The organism is Pseudomonas sp. LS-2 (assembly GCF_003605735.1).
GTDB lineage: Bacteria > Pseudomonadota > Gammaproteobacteria > Pseudomonadales > Pseudomonadaceae > Aquipseudomonas.
Genome location: NZ_QXTJ01000040.1, coordinates 227,632 through 245,130, shown reverse-complemented (window position 1 = coordinate 245,130; position 17,499 = coordinate 227,632). Strand labels below are relative to the sequence as shown.

At 59.0% G+C, this 17,499-nt stretch carries 18 protein-coding genes; 12 read left to right on the top strand and 6 right to left on the bottom strand.

Features of this window, described 5'->3' with window-relative positions:
- Positions 1-26: 26 nt before the first annotated feature.
- The 8 genes from D3M70_RS26790 to D3M70_RS26755 all read left to right on the top strand — a co-directional run bounded on the left by D3M70_RS26790 (position 27) and on the right by D3M70_RS26755 (position 7,251).
- Positions 27-1,148: a muconate cycloisomerase family protein gene (locus D3M70_RS26790; protein ID WP_120128751.1), complete on the top strand. Its 1,122-nt coding sequence runs from the start codon at positions 27-29 to the stop codon at positions 1,146-1,148.
- A 26-nt stretch (positions 1,149-1,174) separates the two neighbouring features.
- Complete coding sequence (gene catC, locus D3M70_RS26785; RefSeq protein ID WP_120128749.1) at positions 1,175-1,465, top strand: muconolactone Delta-isomerase; 291 nt, start codon at positions 1,175-1,177, stop codon at positions 1,463-1,465.
- 63 nt (positions 1,466-1,528) lie between these two features.
- Entirely contained in the window at positions 1,529-2,434 is a 906-nt protein-coding gene (catA, locus tag D3M70_RS26780) for a catechol 1,2-dioxygenase (protein ID WP_120128748.1), read from the top strand.
- Between the two features lie 95 nt (positions 2,435-2,529).
- Positions 2,530-3,498, top strand: coding sequence for an AraC family transcriptional regulator (locus tag D3M70_RS26775; RefSeq protein WP_120128746.1), 969 nt, complete (start codon positions 2,530-2,532; stop codon positions 3,496-3,498).
- 86 nt (positions 3,499-3,584) lie between these two features.
- Positions 3,585-4,961, top strand: a complete 1,377-nt coding sequence (locus D3M70_RS26770; RefSeq protein WP_120128745.1) for a Rieske 2Fe-2S domain-containing protein — start codon at positions 3,585-3,587, stop codon at positions 4,959-4,961.
- A complete protein-coding gene (benB, locus tag D3M70_RS26765) occupies positions 4,958-5,446 on the top strand; it encodes a benzoate 1,2-dioxygenase small subunit (RefSeq protein ID WP_120128743.1) in 489 nt (162 codons plus the stop codon). The genes D3M70_RS26770 and benB overlap by 4 nt, the downstream gene beginning before the upstream one ends.
- A 10-nt stretch (positions 5,447-5,456) precedes the next feature.
- A complete protein-coding gene (gene benC, locus D3M70_RS26760; protein WP_120128742.1) occupies positions 5,457-6,479 on the top strand; it encodes a benzoate 1,2-dioxygenase electron transfer component BenC in 1,023 nt (340 codons plus the stop codon).
- Between the two features lie 10 nt (positions 6,480-6,489).
- Entirely contained in the window at positions 6,490-7,251 is a 762-nt protein-coding gene (locus D3M70_RS26755) for a 1,6-dihydroxycyclohexa-2,4-diene-1-carboxylate dehydrogenase (RefSeq protein WP_120128740.1), read from the top strand.
- 121 nt (positions 7,252-7,372) lie between these two features.
- Here the strand turns inward: D3M70_RS26755 and D3M70_RS26750 are convergent, their stop codons facing one another.
- Together D3M70_RS26750 and D3M70_RS26745 are read right to left on the bottom strand one after the other, a co-directional pair.
- A complete protein-coding gene (locus D3M70_RS26750; RefSeq protein ID WP_120128738.1) occupies positions 7,373-8,566 on the bottom strand; it encodes a PAS domain-containing sensor histidine kinase in 1,194 nt (397 codons plus the stop codon).
- On the bottom strand, positions 8,556-9,371 hold the full coding sequence (locus D3M70_RS26745) for an alpha/beta fold hydrolase (RefSeq protein ID WP_120128737.1): 816 nt from the start codon (positions 9,369-9,371) through the stop codon (positions 8,556-8,558). Before D3M70_RS26745 ends, D3M70_RS26750 begins: the two co-directional genes overlap by 11 nt.
- Positions 9,372-9,694: 323 nt before the next feature.
- Here D3M70_RS26745 and D3M70_RS26740 point away from each other — a divergent pair, with 323 nt between their 5' ends.
- Entirely contained in the window at positions 9,695-10,351 is a 657-nt protein-coding gene (locus D3M70_RS26740) for a peroxiredoxin-like family protein (RefSeq protein ID WP_120128735.1), read from the top strand.
- 37 nt (positions 10,352-10,388) lie between these two features.
- Here D3M70_RS26740 and D3M70_RS26735 read toward each other — a convergent pair whose 3' ends face one another.
- The 3 genes from D3M70_RS26735 to D3M70_RS26725 all read right to left on the bottom strand — a co-directional run bounded on the left by D3M70_RS26735 (position 10,389) and on the right by D3M70_RS26725 (position 12,814).
- Positions 10,389-11,276 carry a LysR family transcriptional regulator gene (locus D3M70_RS26735; RefSeq protein ID WP_120128734.1) on the bottom strand — a complete coding sequence of 296 codons (888 nt, stop codon included), beginning with the start codon at positions 11,274-11,276 and terminating at the stop codon, positions 10,389-10,391.
- Positions 11,277-11,444: 168 nt separating this feature from the next.
- On the bottom strand, positions 11,445-11,999 hold the full coding sequence (locus D3M70_RS26730; protein ID WP_120128732.1) for a carboxymuconolactone decarboxylase family protein: 555 nt from the start codon (positions 11,997-11,999) through the stop codon (positions 11,445-11,447).
- 131 nt (positions 12,000-12,130) lie between these two features.
- Positions 12,131-12,814, bottom strand: a complete 684-nt coding sequence (locus D3M70_RS26725; RefSeq protein ID WP_256659994.1) for a substrate-binding domain-containing protein — start codon at positions 12,812-12,814, stop codon at positions 12,131-12,133.
- Positions 12,815-13,074: 260 nt separating this feature from the next.
- Here D3M70_RS26725 and D3M70_RS26720 point away from each other — a divergent pair, with 260 nt between their 5' ends.
- The 3 genes from D3M70_RS26720 to D3M70_RS26710 all read left to right on the top strand — a co-directional run bounded on the left by D3M70_RS26720 (position 13,075) and on the right by D3M70_RS26710 (position 16,416).
- Complete coding sequence (locus D3M70_RS26720; protein ID WP_120128729.1) at positions 13,075-13,752, top strand: response regulator transcription factor; 678 nt, start codon at positions 13,075-13,077, stop codon at positions 13,750-13,752.
- Positions 13,730-15,121 (top strand): HAMP domain-containing sensor histidine kinase, encoded by a 1,392-nt coding sequence (locus D3M70_RS26715; RefSeq protein ID WP_120128727.1) that lies wholly within the window; start codon positions 13,730-13,732, stop codon positions 15,119-15,121. Before D3M70_RS26720 ends, D3M70_RS26715 begins: the two co-directional genes overlap by 23 nt.
- Positions 15,122-15,285: 164 nt before the next feature.
- The gene (locus D3M70_RS26710) at positions 15,286-16,416 is read left to right on the top strand and encodes a D-alanyl-D-alanine carboxypeptidase family protein (RefSeq protein ID WP_120128828.1); all 1,131 of its coding nucleotides are present in this window, start codon (positions 15,286-15,288) and stop codon (positions 16,414-16,416) included.
- A 352-nt stretch (positions 16,417-16,768) separates the two neighbouring features.
- Here the strand turns inward: D3M70_RS26710 and D3M70_RS26705 are convergent, their stop codons facing one another.
- Positions 16,769-17,293 carry a GNAT family N-acetyltransferase gene (locus D3M70_RS26705; RefSeq protein ID WP_120128827.1) on the bottom strand — a complete coding sequence of 175 codons (525 nt, stop codon included), beginning with the start codon at positions 17,291-17,293 and terminating at the stop codon, positions 16,769-16,771.
- Between the last annotated feature and the right edge of the window lie 206 nt (positions 17,294-17,499).

Below are 17,499 nucleotides of genomic sequence, written 5' to 3'. Positions count from 1 at the left end.
AAACACAAACGCAGACGGACCCTCCCATGACTGCTGTCACTATCGAACGCTTCGACATTCAGATCGTCGACCTGCCCACCATCCGACCTCACAAACTCGCCATGCATACGATGCAGGGTCAGACTTTGGTGATCCTCCAGATACAAGCCAGCGACGGAATCATCGGTATCGGCGAAGCCACCACCATCGGCGGTCTGGCCTACGCCGGCGAAAGCCCGGAAAGCATCAAGGTGAACCTGGAAAAATGGTTCGCGCCGTTGCTGATCGGACAGGACGCCACCAACCTGAACGCAGCCATGCACAGGGTCGATCGCGCGATTCGCGGCAATACCTTCGCCCGTTCCGCCGTGGAAACGGCACTGCTCGATGCGCAAGGCAAACGTCTGCAACTGCCGGTAGCCGAACTGCTGGGTGGGCGCGTACGGGACGGTGTCGAGGTCGCCTGGACCTTGGCCAGTGGTGACACTGCACGAGACATCGAAGAAGCAGAGCGCATGCTCGATCTCCGCCGCCACCGGCACTTCAAGTTGAAAATCGGAGCCGGGGAACCGGCGCGAGATATCGCTCATGTCGCCGCCATCAAGCGTGTTTTGGGTGATCGAGCGAGTGTCCGCGTGGACATCAATCAGGCCTGGAGCGAAGCCGTCGCCGTGCGAGCCTGCCGCTTGTTGGCGGATGCAGGGGTTGAGCTTGTCGAGCAGCCTTTGTCTCGTTACGACAGGGCGGGCATGGTGCGCTTGAGTGCACACAGCCCCATTCCACTGATGGCTGATGAAAGTATCGAGTCGGTGCAGGACAGCTTTGCACTGGCGCAGATGGGCGCGGCCTCCATCTTCGCGCTGAAAATCGCCAAAACCGGTGGCCCCAGAGCGGTATTGCGCACTGCCGCAATCGCTGAAGCGGCAGGGATCGGTCTCTACGGCGGCACCATGCTCGAAGGTAGCGTCGGCACATTGGCAGCCGCCCATGCCTTCGCCACGCTCGATAAGCTTGAATGGCACACCGAGCTTTTCGGCCCGCTGCTGTTGACCGAGGACATTCTGGTCGAGCCGCCTGTTTATCGAGATTTCCAGCTGATGATTCCGCGCACTCCGGGTCTGGGCATCGAGCTGGACGAACAACGTCTGACGCGTTTCGCGCGTCGCTGATCCACCCACTACAGAGAACATACGACATGCTTTTCCACGTACGCATGACCGTCAAACTCCCGCCCGATATGCCGGCCGAAAAAGCCACCCAGCTCAAGGCCGACGAAAAAGAACTCGCCCAGCGCTTGCAGCGGGAAGGGACCTGGCGCCATCTGTGGCGTCTCGCGGGGCTGTACGCCAACGTCAGCATCTTCGATGTGGCAGACAATCAAACTTTGCATGACACGCTGATGCAGTTGCCCCTGTACCCCTACATGGAGATCGAGGTCACGCCCATGTGCCGACATCCGTCCTCCATTCATGCAGACGACCGCTGAAGTGTTCCGTTTTTTGCAGCACTGGCATCGACAAGAAAAAATAATATTGATGAGGGTAAAGCCATGACCGTTCGTATCTCGCAGACTGCCGATGTGCAGCAATTCTTTGAAAAGGCTTCCGGTTTCGATCAAGCGGCCGGCAACCCGCGCATGAAAGCTGTCGTGCATCGCGTTCTGACTGACTCGATCAAAATCATCGAGGACTTGCAGATCACCCCTGAAGAGTTCTGGAAAGCCGTCAACTATTTCAATGAGCTGGGCAGCCGCCAGGAAGCCGGGCTGGTGGTGGCGGGTCTTGGGCTTGAGCATTATCTGGACATGCTGATGGACGCCGAAGATGCCCAGGCCGGCCATGTCGGTGGAACGCCTCGCACCATCGAGGGCCCCCTTTACGTCGCTGGCGCACCGGTTTCAGAACACTCTGCGCGTCTCGATGACGGTCAGGATCCAGGTACTGTCCTGTTCATGACCGGGCAGGTGCGTGACACCGCTGGCGAACCGCTTGCCAATGCAGTCGTCGACGTCTGGCACGCCAACACCGGCGGTACCTACTCCTACTTCGATCCGTCGCAATCGGAATTCAACCTGCGTCGCCGGATCCTCACTGACGCCGAAGGGCGTTACCGGTTCCAGAGCATCGTACCTTCAGGCTACGGATGCCCACCGGATGGCCCGACTCAGCAATTGCTCGATGAACTGGGGCGTCACGGCCAGCGTCCGGCACACATCCACTTCTTCATCTCGGCCTCTGGTCATCGCCATCTGACCACCCAGATCAATCTGGCCGGTGACCAATACCTGCACGACGATTTTGCGTATGCAACGCGTGATGAGCTGATTGCCGAGATCCGTTTCACAGACGATGCGAACGGGCGTCAGGCCGATATCGAATTCGATTTCGTGCTCCAGCCGACCGCAGCGGACAAAGATGAAGTCCGTCCCGAGCGGGTGAGAGCGCTCGAGGCGTGAGCTGAGTGTTGTGATGTCGCGGCCCCCGCAGCAATCGCTGACGGGGGCTTTCTGGCTTCTTCCAGCTCCAGATAGAAAAACAAGAGAGGCAGAACATGACCGTGTTATTGAGTGAGCGCAGTCAGGTGTTCGACCGGGCCGATGCCTATGCGGTATCGAACTACGTCAACCAGCATGTGGGCAGTCACTGCATTCGCCTGCCGCCCAAGGGCCGTCCGCAGGCCAGCATCAGTCACCGGACCTTTTCGAGCCTGGATCTGTGTCGCATCAGTTATGGCGCGCCGGTGCAGGTCACGTCAGCCGCGCTGGAGACGATCTACCATCTGCAGATTTTGCTCCCAGGCCACTGCCGATCAGCGGCCCGGGGCGATGAAAAGATTTACCGGACGGGTGAGGTTCTGCTCATCAACCCTGATGACCCCGTCGACCTGACCTATTCGGCCGACTGCGAAAAATTCATCGTCAAGCTCCCCGTCAGGTTGCTGGAGAACGCGTGCCTGGAGCAGCACTGGACGCTTCCGCAGCAAGGGATTCGGTTTGTAGCGGAGAAACACGAGCTCAGCTCGATGAGCGGGTTCGTGCCGCTGTTGAGCCTGATCTGCCATGAGGCGGAGAACGAGGCGGATGCTGAAGTCGGGGCGTTGTACGAGCGAATCGTTGCCAAAAAGCTCTTGGCGATGCTGGCCAGCAATGTGTTGAGAGTGATCCCCAAGCGAGAAGAGGCGGGTGGTTTCGAGGCAGTGCGGCAATTTATCGAAGAACATTTGAGGAGCGAAATCAGTGTCGAGCAACTGATGACGGTCGCCCGGGTCAGTGAGCGTTCGCTCTACTTGCTGTTCGAGCGCCATGTCGGGCTGTCGCCCCGCGAGTACTTGCGCCAGCGTAAGCTGGAGCGCGTACACGCAGCGTTGCAGGTCACGACTGCCCGTAGCGTGACCGAGGTTGCGCTCGACCATGGCTTTGCCCATCTGGGGCGGTTCTCGGAGGCTTACCGCAAGCGGTTCGGGGAGCTGCCGTCCCAGACCTGGCGCCGTCAGCGCAACGGATGTGCGCCAGGCGGATAGCGATTTGCAGCAACTGGATATTGGTGGGCGGGCTAAGCGAATAGGGTGAGGGGGCCTGATACAAGAACAACCGAGGGCCTACCCCCATGATCAGCACATTAGACCGCCTTGCCCGCCAACTCGGCGAATCCGTTCAGGATGATCCCGCCACTGGCGTGTTCCGCTGCCGACGCGACATTTTTACCGACCCCGAACTCTTCGCACTGGAGATGAAGCATATTTTTGAAGGTGGATGGGTCTACCTGGCGCATGAAAGCCAGGTGCCTGACATCAACGACTACTTCACCACTTACATCGGTCGTCAGCCCGTCGTGATTACCCGCGACAAACAGGGTGATCTGCACGGCCTGGTCAACGCCTGTGCGCACCGTGGCGCCATGCTCTGCCGCCGCAAGCAGGGCAACAAAGGCTCCTTCACCTGCCCGTTTCACGGCTGGACATTCAGCAACGCCGGCAAACTGCTGAAAGTCAAAGACGCGAAGACCGGTGCCTATCCCGACAGTTTCGATTGCGACGGTTCACACGATCTCAAGCGTCTGAGTCGTTTCGAGAACTATCGTGGCTTTCTCTTCGGCAGCCTGAGCGACACGGTTCCAGAACTCAGTGATTACCTGGGCGAAACACGCGTCATCATCGACCAGATGGTCGACCAGGCACCTGAAGGCCTGGAAGTGCTGCGTGGCAGTTCTTCCTATGTCTATGACGGTAACTGGAAGCTGCAGATCGAGAACGGCGCCGATGGCTATCACGTCAGCTCCGTGCACTGGAATTACTCGGCAACCATGGGCCGGCGCAATTACGAAGCCGAAGGCACGCGTACCGTCGATGCCAACGGCTGGTCGAAGAGCCTGGGCGGTGTTTACGCATTCGAGCATGGCCACATCCTGCTCTGGACGCGTCTGCTCAATCCGGAAGTGCGCCCGGTGCACGCGCACCGTGCCGCGCTCGCAGACCAGCTGGGTCAGGAACGCGCAGACTTCATCGTCGATCAGACCCGCAATCTCTGCCTGTACCCCAACGTCTACCTGATGGACCAGTTCTCGACCCAGATCCGGGTCGTACGGCCCATCTCGGTCAACCAGACCGAAGTGACCATCTACTGCATGGCGCCGAAGGGCGAAAGCGCCCAGGAACGCACGACCCGAATTCGCCAATACGAGGATTTCTTCAACGTCAGTGGCATGGGCACCCCGGATGACCTCGAAGAATTCCGTGCCTGCCAGACCGGCTATCAAGGGGCGACGAACCTGTGGAATGACCTCAGTCGCGGGGCCACGCAATGGATCGAGGGTGCGGACGAAAACGCCCGCGCCATGGGCATGAATCCGCAACTCAGCGGTGTAAAAACCGAGGACGAAGGCCTGTTCGTACGCCAGCATGCTCATTGGGCGGCCAGCCTGAAAAAAGCGATAGAGGTCGAACGACAGGGCCTGATCGCCACCGACAAGGAGGCCCGCCCATGAGCCTCGTTCGTGAAGAGCTGCTGGCCTTTGTCTACCGCGAAGCCCGGTTGCTGGATGATCGCCAGTGGGATGAGTGGCTTGAGTGCTACTCGCCAAAGGTCGAGTTCTGGATGCCGGCCTGGGACGACCACGACACGCTGACGGAAGATCCGCAAAGTGAAATTTCGCTGATCTATTACCCCAACCGCGACGGCCTCGAAGACCGCGTATTCCGCATCAAGACCGAACGCTCCAGTGCCAGTACGCCCGAGCCGCGCACGGCGCATTTCATCGCTAACCTGGAAGTGTTGAGCGAGGACGCGGGACATCTGGAGCTGCGTTTCAACTGGCAAACCCTCAGCCATCGGTACAAGACCACGGACACCTACTTCGGCACCTCTTTCTACCGGCTTGACGTGAGCGGGCAACAGCCGCTGATCACCCGCAAGAAGGTGGTGCTCAAGAACGACTACATCCATCAGGTCATCGACATCTATCACATCTGAGGGCAGACCCATGACGTACTCCATAGCGCTCAATTTCGAAGACGGCGTGACGCGTTTCATCGATTGCAAAGAGGGCGAGAAGGTACTGGATGCCGCCTTTCGCCAGCGTATCAACCTGCCAATGGACTGCTCGGACGGCGTCTGCGGCACCTGCAAATGCCACTGCGAGACCGGTGCCTACGACCTGGGTGACGAATACATCGAGGACGCGCTGAGTGAAGACGAGGCGCAGGAAAGAAAGGTGCTGACGTGCCAGATGGTGCCGCAATCGGACTGCGTGATTGCCGTGCCGGTGCCCTCCAGCGCTTGCAAGACGGGCACAAGCCAGTTTGCCGCCAACGTCCATGCGATCACCCGGCACGCCGACGCTGCGCTGGAGGTCAGCTTCGAGCTGGACCAGGCGCCGGTCTTCCTCCCTGGTCAATACGTCAACATCGAGGTGCCGGGCACTGGGCAGACACGCTCCTATTCATTCAGCAGTCTGCCGGGCGACAAGCATGCGAGCTTTTTGATCAAGCATGTTCCCGGCGGGCTGATGAGCAGTTGGCTCGAGCGCGCGCAACACGCCGACAAGGTCGCGATGACCGGGCCTCTGGGCAGCTTTTACCTGCGCGAAGTCAAACGACCGCTGTTGTTCCTGGCCGGCGGCACCGGGCTTGCGCCTTTCCTGGCGATGCTGGAGGTCCTGGCCGAGCGCGGTGAGTCGCAACAGGTCTCGCTGATCTACGGCGTCACGCGCGATCAGGATCGGGTGATGGTCGACTCGCTGCAAGCCTTCGCCGCACGGCTGCCCAACTTCAGCTTCGTGACCTGCGTTGCCGACCCCGCAAGCGTTCATCCTCAGAAAGGTTATGTCACTCAGCACATGACCCCCGAGGTGCTCAACCAAGGGGACGTCGACGTGTATTTGTGCGGGCCGCCGCCGATGGTCGATGCCGTACGCCAGCACTTCAAAGATCAGGGCGTGACGCCCGTGAGTTTCCATTACGAGAAGTTCACGCCCAACGCCATCGTCACCGGCGACGCCGCCTGAGGACAGAGCAATGAATTTACGTTTCAACGAAAAGGTTGCGCTGGTCACCGGCGCCGCGCAGGGGATCGGTCGGCGAGTCGCCGAGCGGTTGCTGGAAGAGGGGGCCTTGCTGGTCGCCATCGACCGCTCGGAGCTGGTTCATGAGTTGCAGCACGCGCGCAGCCTGACGCTGTTGGCGGACCTGGAGCAGCACGCCGAATGCGCGCGCGTCATGTCCGCCGCAAACGAGCGCTTTGGACGGATCGACATCCTGATCAATAACGTGGGCGGGACGATCTGGGCCAAACCCTTCGAGCATTATGCGGAACTCCAGATTGAGGCCGAAATCCGGCGCTCCTTGTTTCCGACACTGTGGTGCTGCCACTGCGTATTGCCCTACATGCTCGAACAGGGAAGCGGTGCCATCGTCAATGTCTCCTCCATTGCCACACGCAGCATCAATCGTGTGCCGTACGGCGCAGCGAAGGGCGGGGTCAATGCACTGACCGCGTGCCTGGCGCTGGAAACCGCGGGCAGCGGGATTCGCGTCAACGCCACTGCGCCTGGCGGCACCGAAGCACCCCCGCGCAGGATTCCTCGCAATACCCAGGCCCAAAGCGAGCAGGAGCAGGTGTGGTACCAGCAAATCGTTGATCAGACCCTCGACAGCACCTTGATGAAGCGCTACGGGACGATCGACGAGCAAGCGGGCGCGATTCTGTTCCTGGCATCGGACGAAGCGTCCTATATCACCGGCGTGACGTTGCCGGTGGGAGGGGGCGATCTGGGCTGACGCCTCGTTTCGCTGACCGGGAAGCTCGCGATGGCGGTACTCATTCATGGCGAGAACTTTCGGGGTTTTCGTTCGATTCGGCGCACACAGGGAGCGTCCGTTACCCCGGGGTGGCTGGCTGCTAATCCACCGTGTCAGCAGCGGATTCAATCGTCGGAATGCTAACGAGGAAGGTTGTGCCGGTGGCAGTGCCTGAGGTAACTGCCACATGCCCACCATGGGCCACGGCAATTTCACGAACGATGAACAGGCCGAGCCCTACGCTTCGAACGTGCTCATCCTTCACGCTTCCGCGAGTCATGGGCTCGAACAGATTGTCGATCAACGAGTCGGGTATTGGCGGCCCTTCATTGTGCACCGATATCGTGATCATCCCACTGTCGACTTCCGACATGACGGTAATGGGGTGCTGGAGATCGCCGTATGCAACGCTGTTGGCAATCAGATTCCCAATGATTTGCTGTACCCGGTCTGCATCAAGTTCAGCGGTGCCTGCCCCTTTGATCCGGTGTTCGACCCGGGCCTGGGGAAACGTGACCCGCAACTCGCTGATGCTTTGGCCAACGATTGTGTGCAGATCCAATGAGCTGCGCGAGATCGCGATCCCGCGACCCACTCTCGCCAGTGCCAGATCAAGAAGGTCGGCAATCATCCTTTGCGCACGTTCCGAGGACTGATTGATGTGCCGGAGCAACTGAGTATCCTTGACGTTGCGCTCGCTTCTCGCGAGAAAGTCACACGCCATCCTGATGGCGGTCAAAGGATTCTTCAGGTCGTGGCTGGCGATCGCGACCATTTGCTCAGCGAACAGCGCACGGCGCTGTGATTTTTCGTAGGCAATGCTCAATCCAGACTTCAGCTGTTGCAGCGCCGATTCAGCCCCCGTCTTCTCCCAGAGCAGTTCCTCGGCGTTCTTGCGTGCAGCGAGCAACTCACGCTCGTAGGCGTCACGGTCAGTGGTGCCAAACAATGCCAGCTCGTTGTAAGCACCGCCGGCATGTTCGCGCCTGACGCCGTTAAGCAGCATGGTGACGACATGCCCGTCGCGATGTAACAGGTCCAGTTTCACTTCGGCGACAGAACCCTGCATTTGTATCAAGGGCGCCCAATGGGTCTGGTGAAAGATACGACCGCCCACGGTCAGCAGGCTTTGGAACCGCAAACCCAGAAGCTCAGAGACGCTGCGACCGATCCAGGTACAGAAGATTCGGTTGGCTCGCAGGATGGTGCCATCTTCCGTGGATACGATCAGCCCACACGGAGCGTCCTCGAACAGCGCTTCAGCGTCCGGCAGTGGCGGTTGTTCAACGGACATGGTCGCCTACCCAAGGCTGAAGAAATCTGTCCATTGCCTCAGTGCAGGCACTGGGCGCGCTCATGTGTGGGCAATGACCGACATTGGGCACCAGGCAGAAAGTGCTGCCAGGCAGGATTGCGTGCAGGTATTCGCCTACGGCTACGGGCGCGATCAGATCCTCCGTCGACTGAAGAATCAGCGTCGGTGTCAGCAGTCCAGCCACGTCCCGGCGGTTGTCGGACATGAAGGTCACGCGGGCAAACTGTTTGGCGATTTCCGGTTCGGTGCGACAGAAGCTGTTGGTGAGTTCGGCGCTCAGGTCTGGCTGGCCTGGGGCGCCCATGATGACGGGAGCCATGGTGCTGGACCAACCCAGATAGTTGCTGTCCAGGGTGTCGAGCAAGGAATGGATATCTTCGAGCTTGAAACCACCGACATAGTCTCCTGAGTCGATATAGCAAGGAGAAGGCCCAACCATTATGTGCGCTGCGATCTTTCCAGGGCGCAAACGATCGGCGAGCGCACCGATCATGGCGCTCACGGAGTGGCCCACCAGGATGACAGGGCCAAGCGCGTAACGATCGATGATTTCCACCAGGTCGTGTGCGTATCCCGCCAGCGAACTGTATTTGTCGCGACTGTAAGCGGTCAGGTCTGACTGACCCGCGCCCACCAGGTCATACATCACCACGCGGAACTGGCCTGTGAAATGCGGGTACAGGTAGCTCCACATGGTCTGATCGCAGCCGAATCCGTGGGAGAAAACAAGCGTTGCAGGGCCGTCGCCTACGATTGTCACGTTGTTGCGGCGCTCAAGATCCATATGATCTCTCCGGACAGCCAGAGCCAGTCTGGCCAAAGGTAAGCGATCATGCCCGGCGACGCCAATTGGGGCAAGGAAATACCTGAGTAGCTGTCGCGGCCTCATGGCGTAGAACCATGAGTCAATAGCCGTGACGATCAGCTACGCCGCTCGCAGAGCGATTGCGCGACTGGGTGGCGTGGGGAGTCTGCTGGTCTGGGGCGGGGCTCAGTCGCGGCGGGCATTCCTGATGGGCATATTTACTATGCTGGCCAACTCTCTACTGGGTGAGCCGCGATGTGGCGATCATGAGCCTCGACTGACCCACCCCCGAGAGAACACTCATGACACTTCAAGCCAGACTGGACGCTTTCAAGGCCGACTTCGTTGCCGGCAAACCTCCCTACAATGCGCCGGCGCCCGTTCACGCCGTGATGCACCGGGCCACTGCCGAGCTGATCGCCAGCGGCCAGGCCGAGCGTGCACTCAAGGCCGGAGATGTAGCGCCGGTTTTTGAATTGCCCGACGCTCGGGGCAACATGGTCTCATCGAGTGCACTGCTGGCCCGCGGTCCGTTGGTGATCAGCTTCTATCGCGGCGTCTGGTGCCCTTATTGCAACATGGAGCTGCAAGCGCTGGAGCAGGCACTGCCGGCGTTCAAGGAACGCGGTGCGAGCCTGGTGGCGATTTCGCCGCAGAGCCAGGCCAACAGTCGCAAATCGCAACGTCAAAACGGCCTGGCGTTTCCAATCCTCAGTGACAGCGGCAATGAAGTAGCTGCTGCGTTTGGCCTGCGCTTCACGTTGCCGGACTACCTGGCTGAACTCTATCTGAGCCTGGGCAATAATCTGCCAGTCATCAACGGTGATCAGAGCTGGACCTTGCCGATGCCGGGCCGTTTCGTCATAGGCCAGGATGGCGTCATCCTGTACGCGGAGGTCAATCCTGACTACACGCTGCGCCCGGAACCCACCGAGTTGTTGCCTGCATTACGCGGTTGATGCTGGACCTCTCCAGGCCGCCTTCGGGCGGCCTTGCTTATGGTCGGTTCATCAACGCGGCGACGAAATCAACGAATGCCCGTGCCTTGGCGCTGGCCAGCCGCCCTGTGGGAAATACCGCCCAAAGATCCAGCGGCGGCAACTGCCAATCCCCCAACAGAGGCACCACGTCGCCCCGGGCCAGTTCTTCGGCGAACATCCACTGGGATGTCAAGGCCACCCCAAGCCCGCCTAGCACCGCCGCCCGTACACCTTCCGCCGCACTGACCCGCACCCGTCCGCTAACGGTCACCGATTGCACCGTACTGCCTTGTTTGAAGACCCAGTGCTCGCCACCGCCTGCCTGAGCGAACACCACGGCCTGGTGCTGCGCCAGATCGGTAGGGTTGGCCGGTGCGCCATGGGCCTGCACGTAGGCAGGAGTGGCCAGTACCAGCCTCTGGCATTCACCGATCTTGCGGGCGATGAGGTTGGAATCAGGCAAAGCGCCCATGCGCAAGGCGACATCAATGCCTTCTTCGACGAGATTGACGGTGCGGTCATCCAGGACGATATCCATGTTCAAGTCCGGATGCGCTTCGAGGAATGCCCCCAGCCGCGGCAGCACATGCAGACGCGCGAAGGTCACCGCCGCACAGACCCGCAAGGTGCCCTGCAGCCCGCTGCCCGCACCGCGTGCGGCAAGATCGGCTTCATGGGCCTCCTCGATGGCACGCCTGGCACGCTCGTAGTAGGCGGTGCCGGCTTCAGTCGGTGTAAGCCCACGTGTAGAGCGCAGCAAGAGTCGCACGCCGAGGCGATCTTCGAGTTGCGCGATGGTTTTCGACACAGCGGGCTGGCCGAGGTTAAGGCGTCGTGCCGCCGCAGAAAACGAACCCGCGTCGAGCACGCAGACAAAGGTTTCCATTGCCGCCAATCGATCCATCGGTGTTTCACCTGAACGTTAAAAAACCATAGCCAAAAAAGCGAGCGAAGCAGGGGGCTTCGCTCGCAGCGAGGGGTTTATCTCAATAAGTCGTGTGCAACACAACCCTGTCCAGAGTGCAGCTTTCCCGCCCATGCGGGGCTGGTCGAGTAAAGCTCAAGCCAGGTGTCAGACTGGTTTGGTCCATTCATTGCCTTTCATGAAAGGGTCCAGCTGGGTGTGCACCAAGTGGTTGGTGTAGTTACTCATGACCTTGGTGGCGACACCCAGTACCACTTCCAACACGTTGCGACGGGTGAAGCCGGCCGCGAGGAAGGCTTCGATACCCGCGTCGTTCACGAAGCCGCGATCACGCACAACCGCCGTAGTGAACACATGTAACGCTTCCAGACGCGCATCCGGAATGACGCTGCCGGCACGCAAGGCGGCAATGACCTCTGGCGCCATCTCAATCATCTTCGCCAGAGTCGTGTGCCCGGCCATGCAGTAGTGGCAGTTGTTTTCGAAGTTGGAGGTCAGGTACACCACTTGCTGCTCGTGCGGGGTCAGAGTGCTCTTTGCGAACAGGTCCCAAAGCTGGCTGTAACCGGCCAGTAATTCTGGCGATTCAGCCATGTTGCCTTGCAGGTTCGGTACGAAGCTGAACGCTTTCTGCACGGCTTCCAGAACGGGTCTGGAAGCAGCAGGGGCGGTGTCGACGGTGTAGCGAGTGAAGGGGGTCATCGCGGTTTTCCTTGAAATGGGGCAGCAAGAGTGCCGGGGTTATCTTGCTGCTCCAGCCAGGGCTGCGGAACGTGGCGACGGGGCATATGATTCATGCTATTCGGGAATAAAGCAGGACCTGGACGGCACTGTCAGTGCACTGGAATCAGACCTCCATCCTTGATAACTGTCCTGGCGGCAGGGGATACCAGGTACTGGAGGAATCCACGTGTCTCTTCAGGATGAGAACTGCCTTTGACCGCAGCCGCAGAGTAGAGCGTCATTTGCTGTACCTGATCGGGGATCAATCCGATGACCTTGATACCGGGAACGTGCGTCAATTCGCTCATTTGCTGCAGTCCCACCTCAGCATCTCCGTTAGCAACGGCCTGGCCTACAGCTCGATCGGACACCAGCCTGGCTTTGAGCGGCTTGCTCAGTTTCATGTTCGGGAATACCCAGTGAGTCAGGTACATTCCGCTGGCGCTGTCTGAATAAGCAATCGAAAGCGCCTGAAGCAGCGTGTTTCGGAAGTTTTCCATATCGCTGATGTCCGGGGTCGCTGCACCGTCGCGAACAGCCATCGCAATGAAGGATTTCCCCACCTCGACTCTTGATGCCTTGTCCACCTTACCTTGCGCTACCCACCTGTCCATCGTGTTGCGATTGGTTAAAACGATGTCCACCGGTTCACTCCCCGAGGGTTTGGAACGAGCAGCCTGCGGGATGCGGTTGAACGGTGGCACGTCCGTGACATTCAACTTCACGCCCGCTGCCTTTTCATAGTCGATGGCGGCTTTTCGAGCCGCCTGGCCAATGCCTTCGGCGGTGTACACGGTGAGTGTCACCGTCTTCTCAGGCTTGGCATTGGAGGCCTGGACTGGACAGGCCGCGATGGACAACAGGGTCAGGGCGAAGGACAACGATAGGCGAGGCACGAAGGGGGCTCCTGCGGGTGGAAAAGCCAAGACGTTAGCGCGGCAGCACGTGGGGGAAGCATTAACCCAGGTTAAGAAATGTTCACATTTCAACCCAACGGTCATGTCTGCCGCGCTGCTGCCTTTACAATGGTCGGTCGTTTAAGCAGGAGCTCAAGATGAATCGCGCCTTAATCATCGAGGACGACGAGGTCACGGCACAGGGCATCGTTGCTGAATTGGCACTCAACGGCTTCACAGCACAGTGGGCCGCAACGGGGCGAGATGGTTTGGCCATGGCCATTGCTGGCGGGCATGACGTGATCACCCTCGATCGGATGTTGCCGGACTTCGATGGCTTGACCATCGTCAGCACACTGCGGCAACTCAATATCCAGACGCCGGTGCTGATGGTCAGTGCGCTTTCGGATGTCGACCAGCGAGTCAAGGGCCTGCGCTCAGGCGGTGACGATTACCTTACAAAACCGTTTTCCATGGTCGAATTGATTGCTCGGATCGAGGTGCTTCTGCGTAGCCCGGATCCTGCGAATTGTGACCATCGCCTCTCGTTCGGGAGCGTGGTGCTCGACCTTATCGAGCAACAGCTAACCATCGACGATGTTCCCGTTCTGTTGCTGCCAACAGAATTCAAGCTGCTCACGTACTTCGTCCGTAACGCGGGTCAACTGGTGACCCGTACCATGCTCTTTCAGGAGGTTTGGGGGTATCACTTCGACCCCGGCACCAACATCATCGAGGTACACATCGCGCGCCTGCGCAAGAAAATCGAAGGGCAGCGGTCACCTCTCATCCAGACTGTGCGCGGGGCGGGCTATGTTCTGGTCGAAAAACACTGATCGATGGCAGTCCAGCAGTAGTCGGTTGATCGGCCTGTACTTTCTATTTTTCGTTGCCTGGGGCGGGCTGTTTACTGGCGTGCTGTATTGGGAGATATCTCAGTATCTGGGGAAGGTGGCCGAGCGCACGCTGATGCAACGTGCGCATTACTACGAGAAGATCGATGACGCTTCACTGGTGGGCGAGCTCGCCGCGAGCGAAGCCTATTCAATCACTGGAATCGACGCATATGGCTTGTTCGAAGCGGATGGCAAACACATCGCGGGGGACTTGCTCAAGTTGCGCTCGAGCCTGCCGGACGACGGACGTGTTCACTATCTCGAGCGAGGGCTGAGCGTTGCGCTTCCGGACGAGCAGACGCGCAGCAGCCATGTGCTCAGAATTGATCGGCCAGACGGCAGAATCCTGATTCTGGCCAGAGACGGGGGTTCGATTTCTGCGGTGGGCGGCATCATCGGTCAGGCGCTATTTTGGGGACTGTCACTCACGCTGATACCCGGTTTGATTGGCTGGCGACTGTTGCGGCGCAGACCCCTGCGCCGGGTGGAAGTGTTGCAGCGCAGCACTGAGCGGATCGTCTCCGGCAATCTGGCCGAACGCCTGCCTCTTTCAGCCAGGCGAGATGAGCTGGACATGCTCGCGAGCGCGGTCAACACGATGCTGCAGCATATCGAGGAGCTGATGCACGAGGTCAAAAGCGTGTGCGACGGCATCGCTCATGATCTGCGCACTCCGCTGACGAGACTGCGCACCCGGCTCTACCAGTTGCAGCAGATGCCGTTGGAGCCCCTGCATATCACTACCTTGAACCTGGCGTTGGAGGAGAGCGAGTCAATCATGTCCCGTTTCCAGGGCCTGCTGCGTATCTCGGAGCTGGAGGACACGCGGCGGCGCAGCGCTTTTGAAGACATCGAGCCCGATGCCTTGCTGCGTCAGGCCCAGGAGTTTTACGAACCATTGGCGCAAGAAAAACAGCAGACGCTTCGGCTGCAGCAGTCAACGTCGTTACCTGTGCTGAGAGGAGATTCGGCACTGCTGTTTGAAGCCGTCCTGAATCTGCTGGATAACGCGATCAAGTTCACTGAACCTGCCGGGGAAATAGTGCTGCGCTCCAGTTACGACGCAGATCATGTGCGTCTCGAGGTCATCGATAACGGCCCCGGGATCCCGATGTCCCAGCGCAGCAGCGTGACACGTCGTCTTTACAGAGTGGACACATCTCGGCAAACGCCCGGCCACGGCCTGGGATTATCCCTCGTTTCTGCGGTGGTGCGGCTGCACGGGTTCCAGTTGCAGATTGAAGGTGGCCCGCAGGGTGTGGGCACCCGGGTGATAATCAGGTGCCCGTTGGCAACCTCTGCCGCATGAACTTAAACATTATTTAACCTCGGTTAATTTGAGGCAGCTGGACAAGGTCACTAGCGTGGCGTCCTTTGTTCAGCAAGGCTCAATTCGTGAAAAACCCGGTACTTCGGTTCTGCCTGACCTTCCTATGTCTGTACGCCCCTGGGGTGTTCGCCAACCCTGGCGCAATGATTCCCGCTCATCCCCAGCTGACCGCCAAAGCGTGGGTTCTGATGGACGCTGCCAGCGGGAACGTGATCGCCAGTAGTCACCCTGACGAGCATTTGCCGCCCGCGAGCCTGACCAAATTGATGACCGTGTACGTTGCGACGCGGCAAATACAGGCAGGGGAGTTGAAGCCAGATGATCGGGTAACGGTGAGCGAAAACGCGTGGCGTACTGAAGGCTCACGGATGTTCCTTGACCCAGGTAGCCAGGTGTCGGTGCACGACCTGCTTCGTGGCGTCGTCATCGATTCGGGAAATGATGCGTCGGTCGCGCTTGCCGAGCATGTGGCGGGCAGCGAGGACAGCTTCGCGGGGTTGATGAATAACACGGCACGCGAGCTTGGCCTGAACAACTCTCACTTCATGAACCCGACAGGCCTGCCGGCGCCTGACCATTACGCGTCGGCTCTGGATCTGGCCAGACTCGCCAGAGCGATCATCAATGATGAGACCGCGTACTACGACCTCTACAAGCACAAACACTTCACCTGGAACGGGATCAGGCAATCGAACCGCAATCTTCTGTTGTGGCGCGATAGCACGGTCGACGGCTTGAAAACCGGCCACACCGAGGCTGCCGGGTATTGCATGGTGACCTCAGCGTTACGCGATGGACGACGGTTGATCAGTGCCGTATTGGGCTCGACAACGGTCGGTAATCGGGCCTCCGATACCGAGAAACTGCTGACCTACGGATTTCGCTTTTTCGACACCCAGACTTACGCAAAAGCGGGACACGTGCTCGCGACTCCCATGGTGTGGAAAGCTCACGAGGATACCGTTCAGGCGGGTCTGCTGGATGATGTGACGCTGACGTTGGCAAAGAATTCGCACCGAAAGACTGAGACTCGAATCCTTATCAATAAACCGCTCGTCGCACCCATCGCTCAGGGAAGCGTGGTGGGAACACTCCAGCTCTATGAAGCAGATGACAAGCTTGCAGAGCGTCCGTTGATTGCGCTTCAGTCAGTCGAGGTCGGAGGTTGGTGGACACGCGCCTGGGATTCGTTGCGGTTGTTCATCGGTGAATTGCTTGGGCAGTGGTCAGGAGATTCTGCTGCGGCCCAGGCGCTCGGATCAAGGTCGCAGTGAGTTTTGGTTTGCGTGCGCTGAAGCACCTCTCAAGGTCTCCCGGGATGTGATAGAGAACGCCTGGGGCCGACGGTGACTTCTGCGCTTGGCAGTGTCTCTGTCGCGGCTCAGTCATTTTCTTCACAATCTTTTCACACGCTGTCAGCTACGTTAACTCCGCTCCTGCAAGAAATTTAAGCCCGCTCCCCCATCGCGGGCTTTTCTTTGCCTGCAATTTGCCCATTCGCGCGTCGGGTTTTAGTGCCCATGTGCGGCTGCAAGCATCCACAAATCTGAAGGATGTTTTCACGCGCCTGCCGACGCAGCGGGCGAATGAGATTACCCACCTACTGCAGCAGAGGTGGATGCCCATCTAACGGTGCAACCTCTGACCGGGCATCGTATCAAGGTCTGCCTGGTCGCCCAAAGCAACGGAATTACAGTGACTCCGGACATAATAATTATCGAATTCACCGCTTTCGACGAACACGAAGCCATGGCGAGTGTAAAAACGATTTGAAGCGCTTTCCTTGAGAGCACCAACCTTGATGGGACGCCCGGTCTCATCAGCCTCTCTGAAAATCTGAGCAAGCACTTCAGAGCCGATTCCTGCTCCTTGAGCACTGGGTATCACATACAAGTGGTCAAGCAGAAGCTCGCTTTGATGGTCTTTGATGACGACAAAACCGACCAGATCACCTGATACTTCTATGCGGCGTGTGCTGTTAGCGTCGAACCCGCCAACAAATCGTTCGCGCGCACGATCCGGGTTGAATCGTCCAAGCCGTTCAAGGCTCTCGCGCATCGCCTCAATCCTGATGGCTACCAGATCTTCCAGGTCGTTATTGGAAGCTGCGCATAAAACGACAGCGGTTTTTCGATCAGCGAAGGCTGGCATAACAAGCACCCTAAACATGGCCGGTCATTCATTATAGAAAACACAATCCGCATCACCACCAGTGCCTCGGTTCAATGGAGGTGATGTGTCCACGTATTTTAGGTGGAGATCATCACCCTCAGGCTGCGAAAACCCTGCGCTTAGCACGTTGTGCGATGACGACTTCAGGCGCATAGCTCCACGCGACTGTCGTCGAACGCATCACT

Bases quoted from the DNA above. Each gene is read 5' to 3' on its own strand.
- D3M70_RS26755 (WP_120128740.1), top strand. From the start codon at position 6,490: ATGAATTTACGTTTCAACGAAAAGGTTGCGCTGGTCACCGGCGCCGCG.
- catC (WP_120128749.1), top strand. From the start codon at position 1,175: ATGCTTTTCCACGTACGCATGACCGTCAAACTCCCGCCCGATATGCCG.
- D3M70_RS26735 (WP_120128734.1), bottom strand. From the start codon at position 11,276: ATGGATCGATTGGCGGCAATGGAAACCTTTGTCTGCGTGCTCGACGCG.
- D3M70_RS26745 (WP_120128737.1), bottom strand. From the start codon at position 9,371: ATGGATCTTGAGCGCCGCAACAACGTGACAATCGTAGGCGACGGCCCT.
- D3M70_RS26715 (WP_120128727.1), top strand. From the start codon at position 13,730: ATGTTCTGGTCGAAAAACACTGATCGATGGCAGTCCAGCAGTAGTCGG.
- D3M70_RS26705 (WP_120128827.1), bottom strand. From the start codon at position 17,293: ATGCCAGCCTTCGCTGATCGAAAAACCGCTGTCGTTTTATGCGCAGCT.
- catA (WP_120128748.1), top strand. From the start codon at position 1,529: ATGACCGTTCGTATCTCGCAGACTGCCGATGTGCAGCAATTCTTTGAA.
- D3M70_RS26770 (WP_120128745.1), top strand. From the start codon at position 3,585: ATGATCAGCACATTAGACCGCCTTGCCCGCCAACTCGGCGAATCCGTT.
- D3M70_RS26790 (WP_120128751.1), top strand. From the start codon at position 27: ATGACTGCTGTCACTATCGAACGCTTCGACATTCAGATCGTCGACCTG.
- benB (WP_120128743.1), top strand. From the start codon at position 4,958: ATGAGCCTCGTTCGTGAAGAGCTGCTGGCCTTTGTCTACCGCGAAGCC.
- D3M70_RS26720 (WP_120128729.1), top strand. From the start codon at position 13,075: ATGAATCGCGCCTTAATCATCGAGGACGACGAGGTCACGGCACAGGGC.
- D3M70_RS26740 (WP_120128735.1), top strand. From the start codon at position 9,695: ATGACACTTCAAGCCAGACTGGACGCTTTCAAGGCCGACTTCGTTGCC.
- benC (WP_120128742.1), top strand. From the start codon at position 5,457: ATGACGTACTCCATAGCGCTCAATTTCGAAGACGGCGTGACGCGTTTC.
- D3M70_RS26775 (WP_120128746.1), top strand. From the start codon at position 2,530: ATGACCGTGTTATTGAGTGAGCGCAGTCAGGTGTTCGACCGGGCCGAT.
- D3M70_RS26710 (WP_120128828.1), top strand. From the start codon at position 15,286: ATGATTCCCGCTCATCCCCAGCTGACCGCCAAAGCGTGGGTTCTGATG.
- D3M70_RS26730 (WP_120128732.1), bottom strand. From the start codon at position 11,999: ATGACCCCCTTCACTCGCTACACCGTCGACACCGCCCCTGCTGCTTCC.
- D3M70_RS26750 (WP_120128738.1), bottom strand. From the start codon at position 8,566: ATGTCCGTTGAACAACCGCCACTGCCGGACGCTGAAGCGCTGTTCGAG.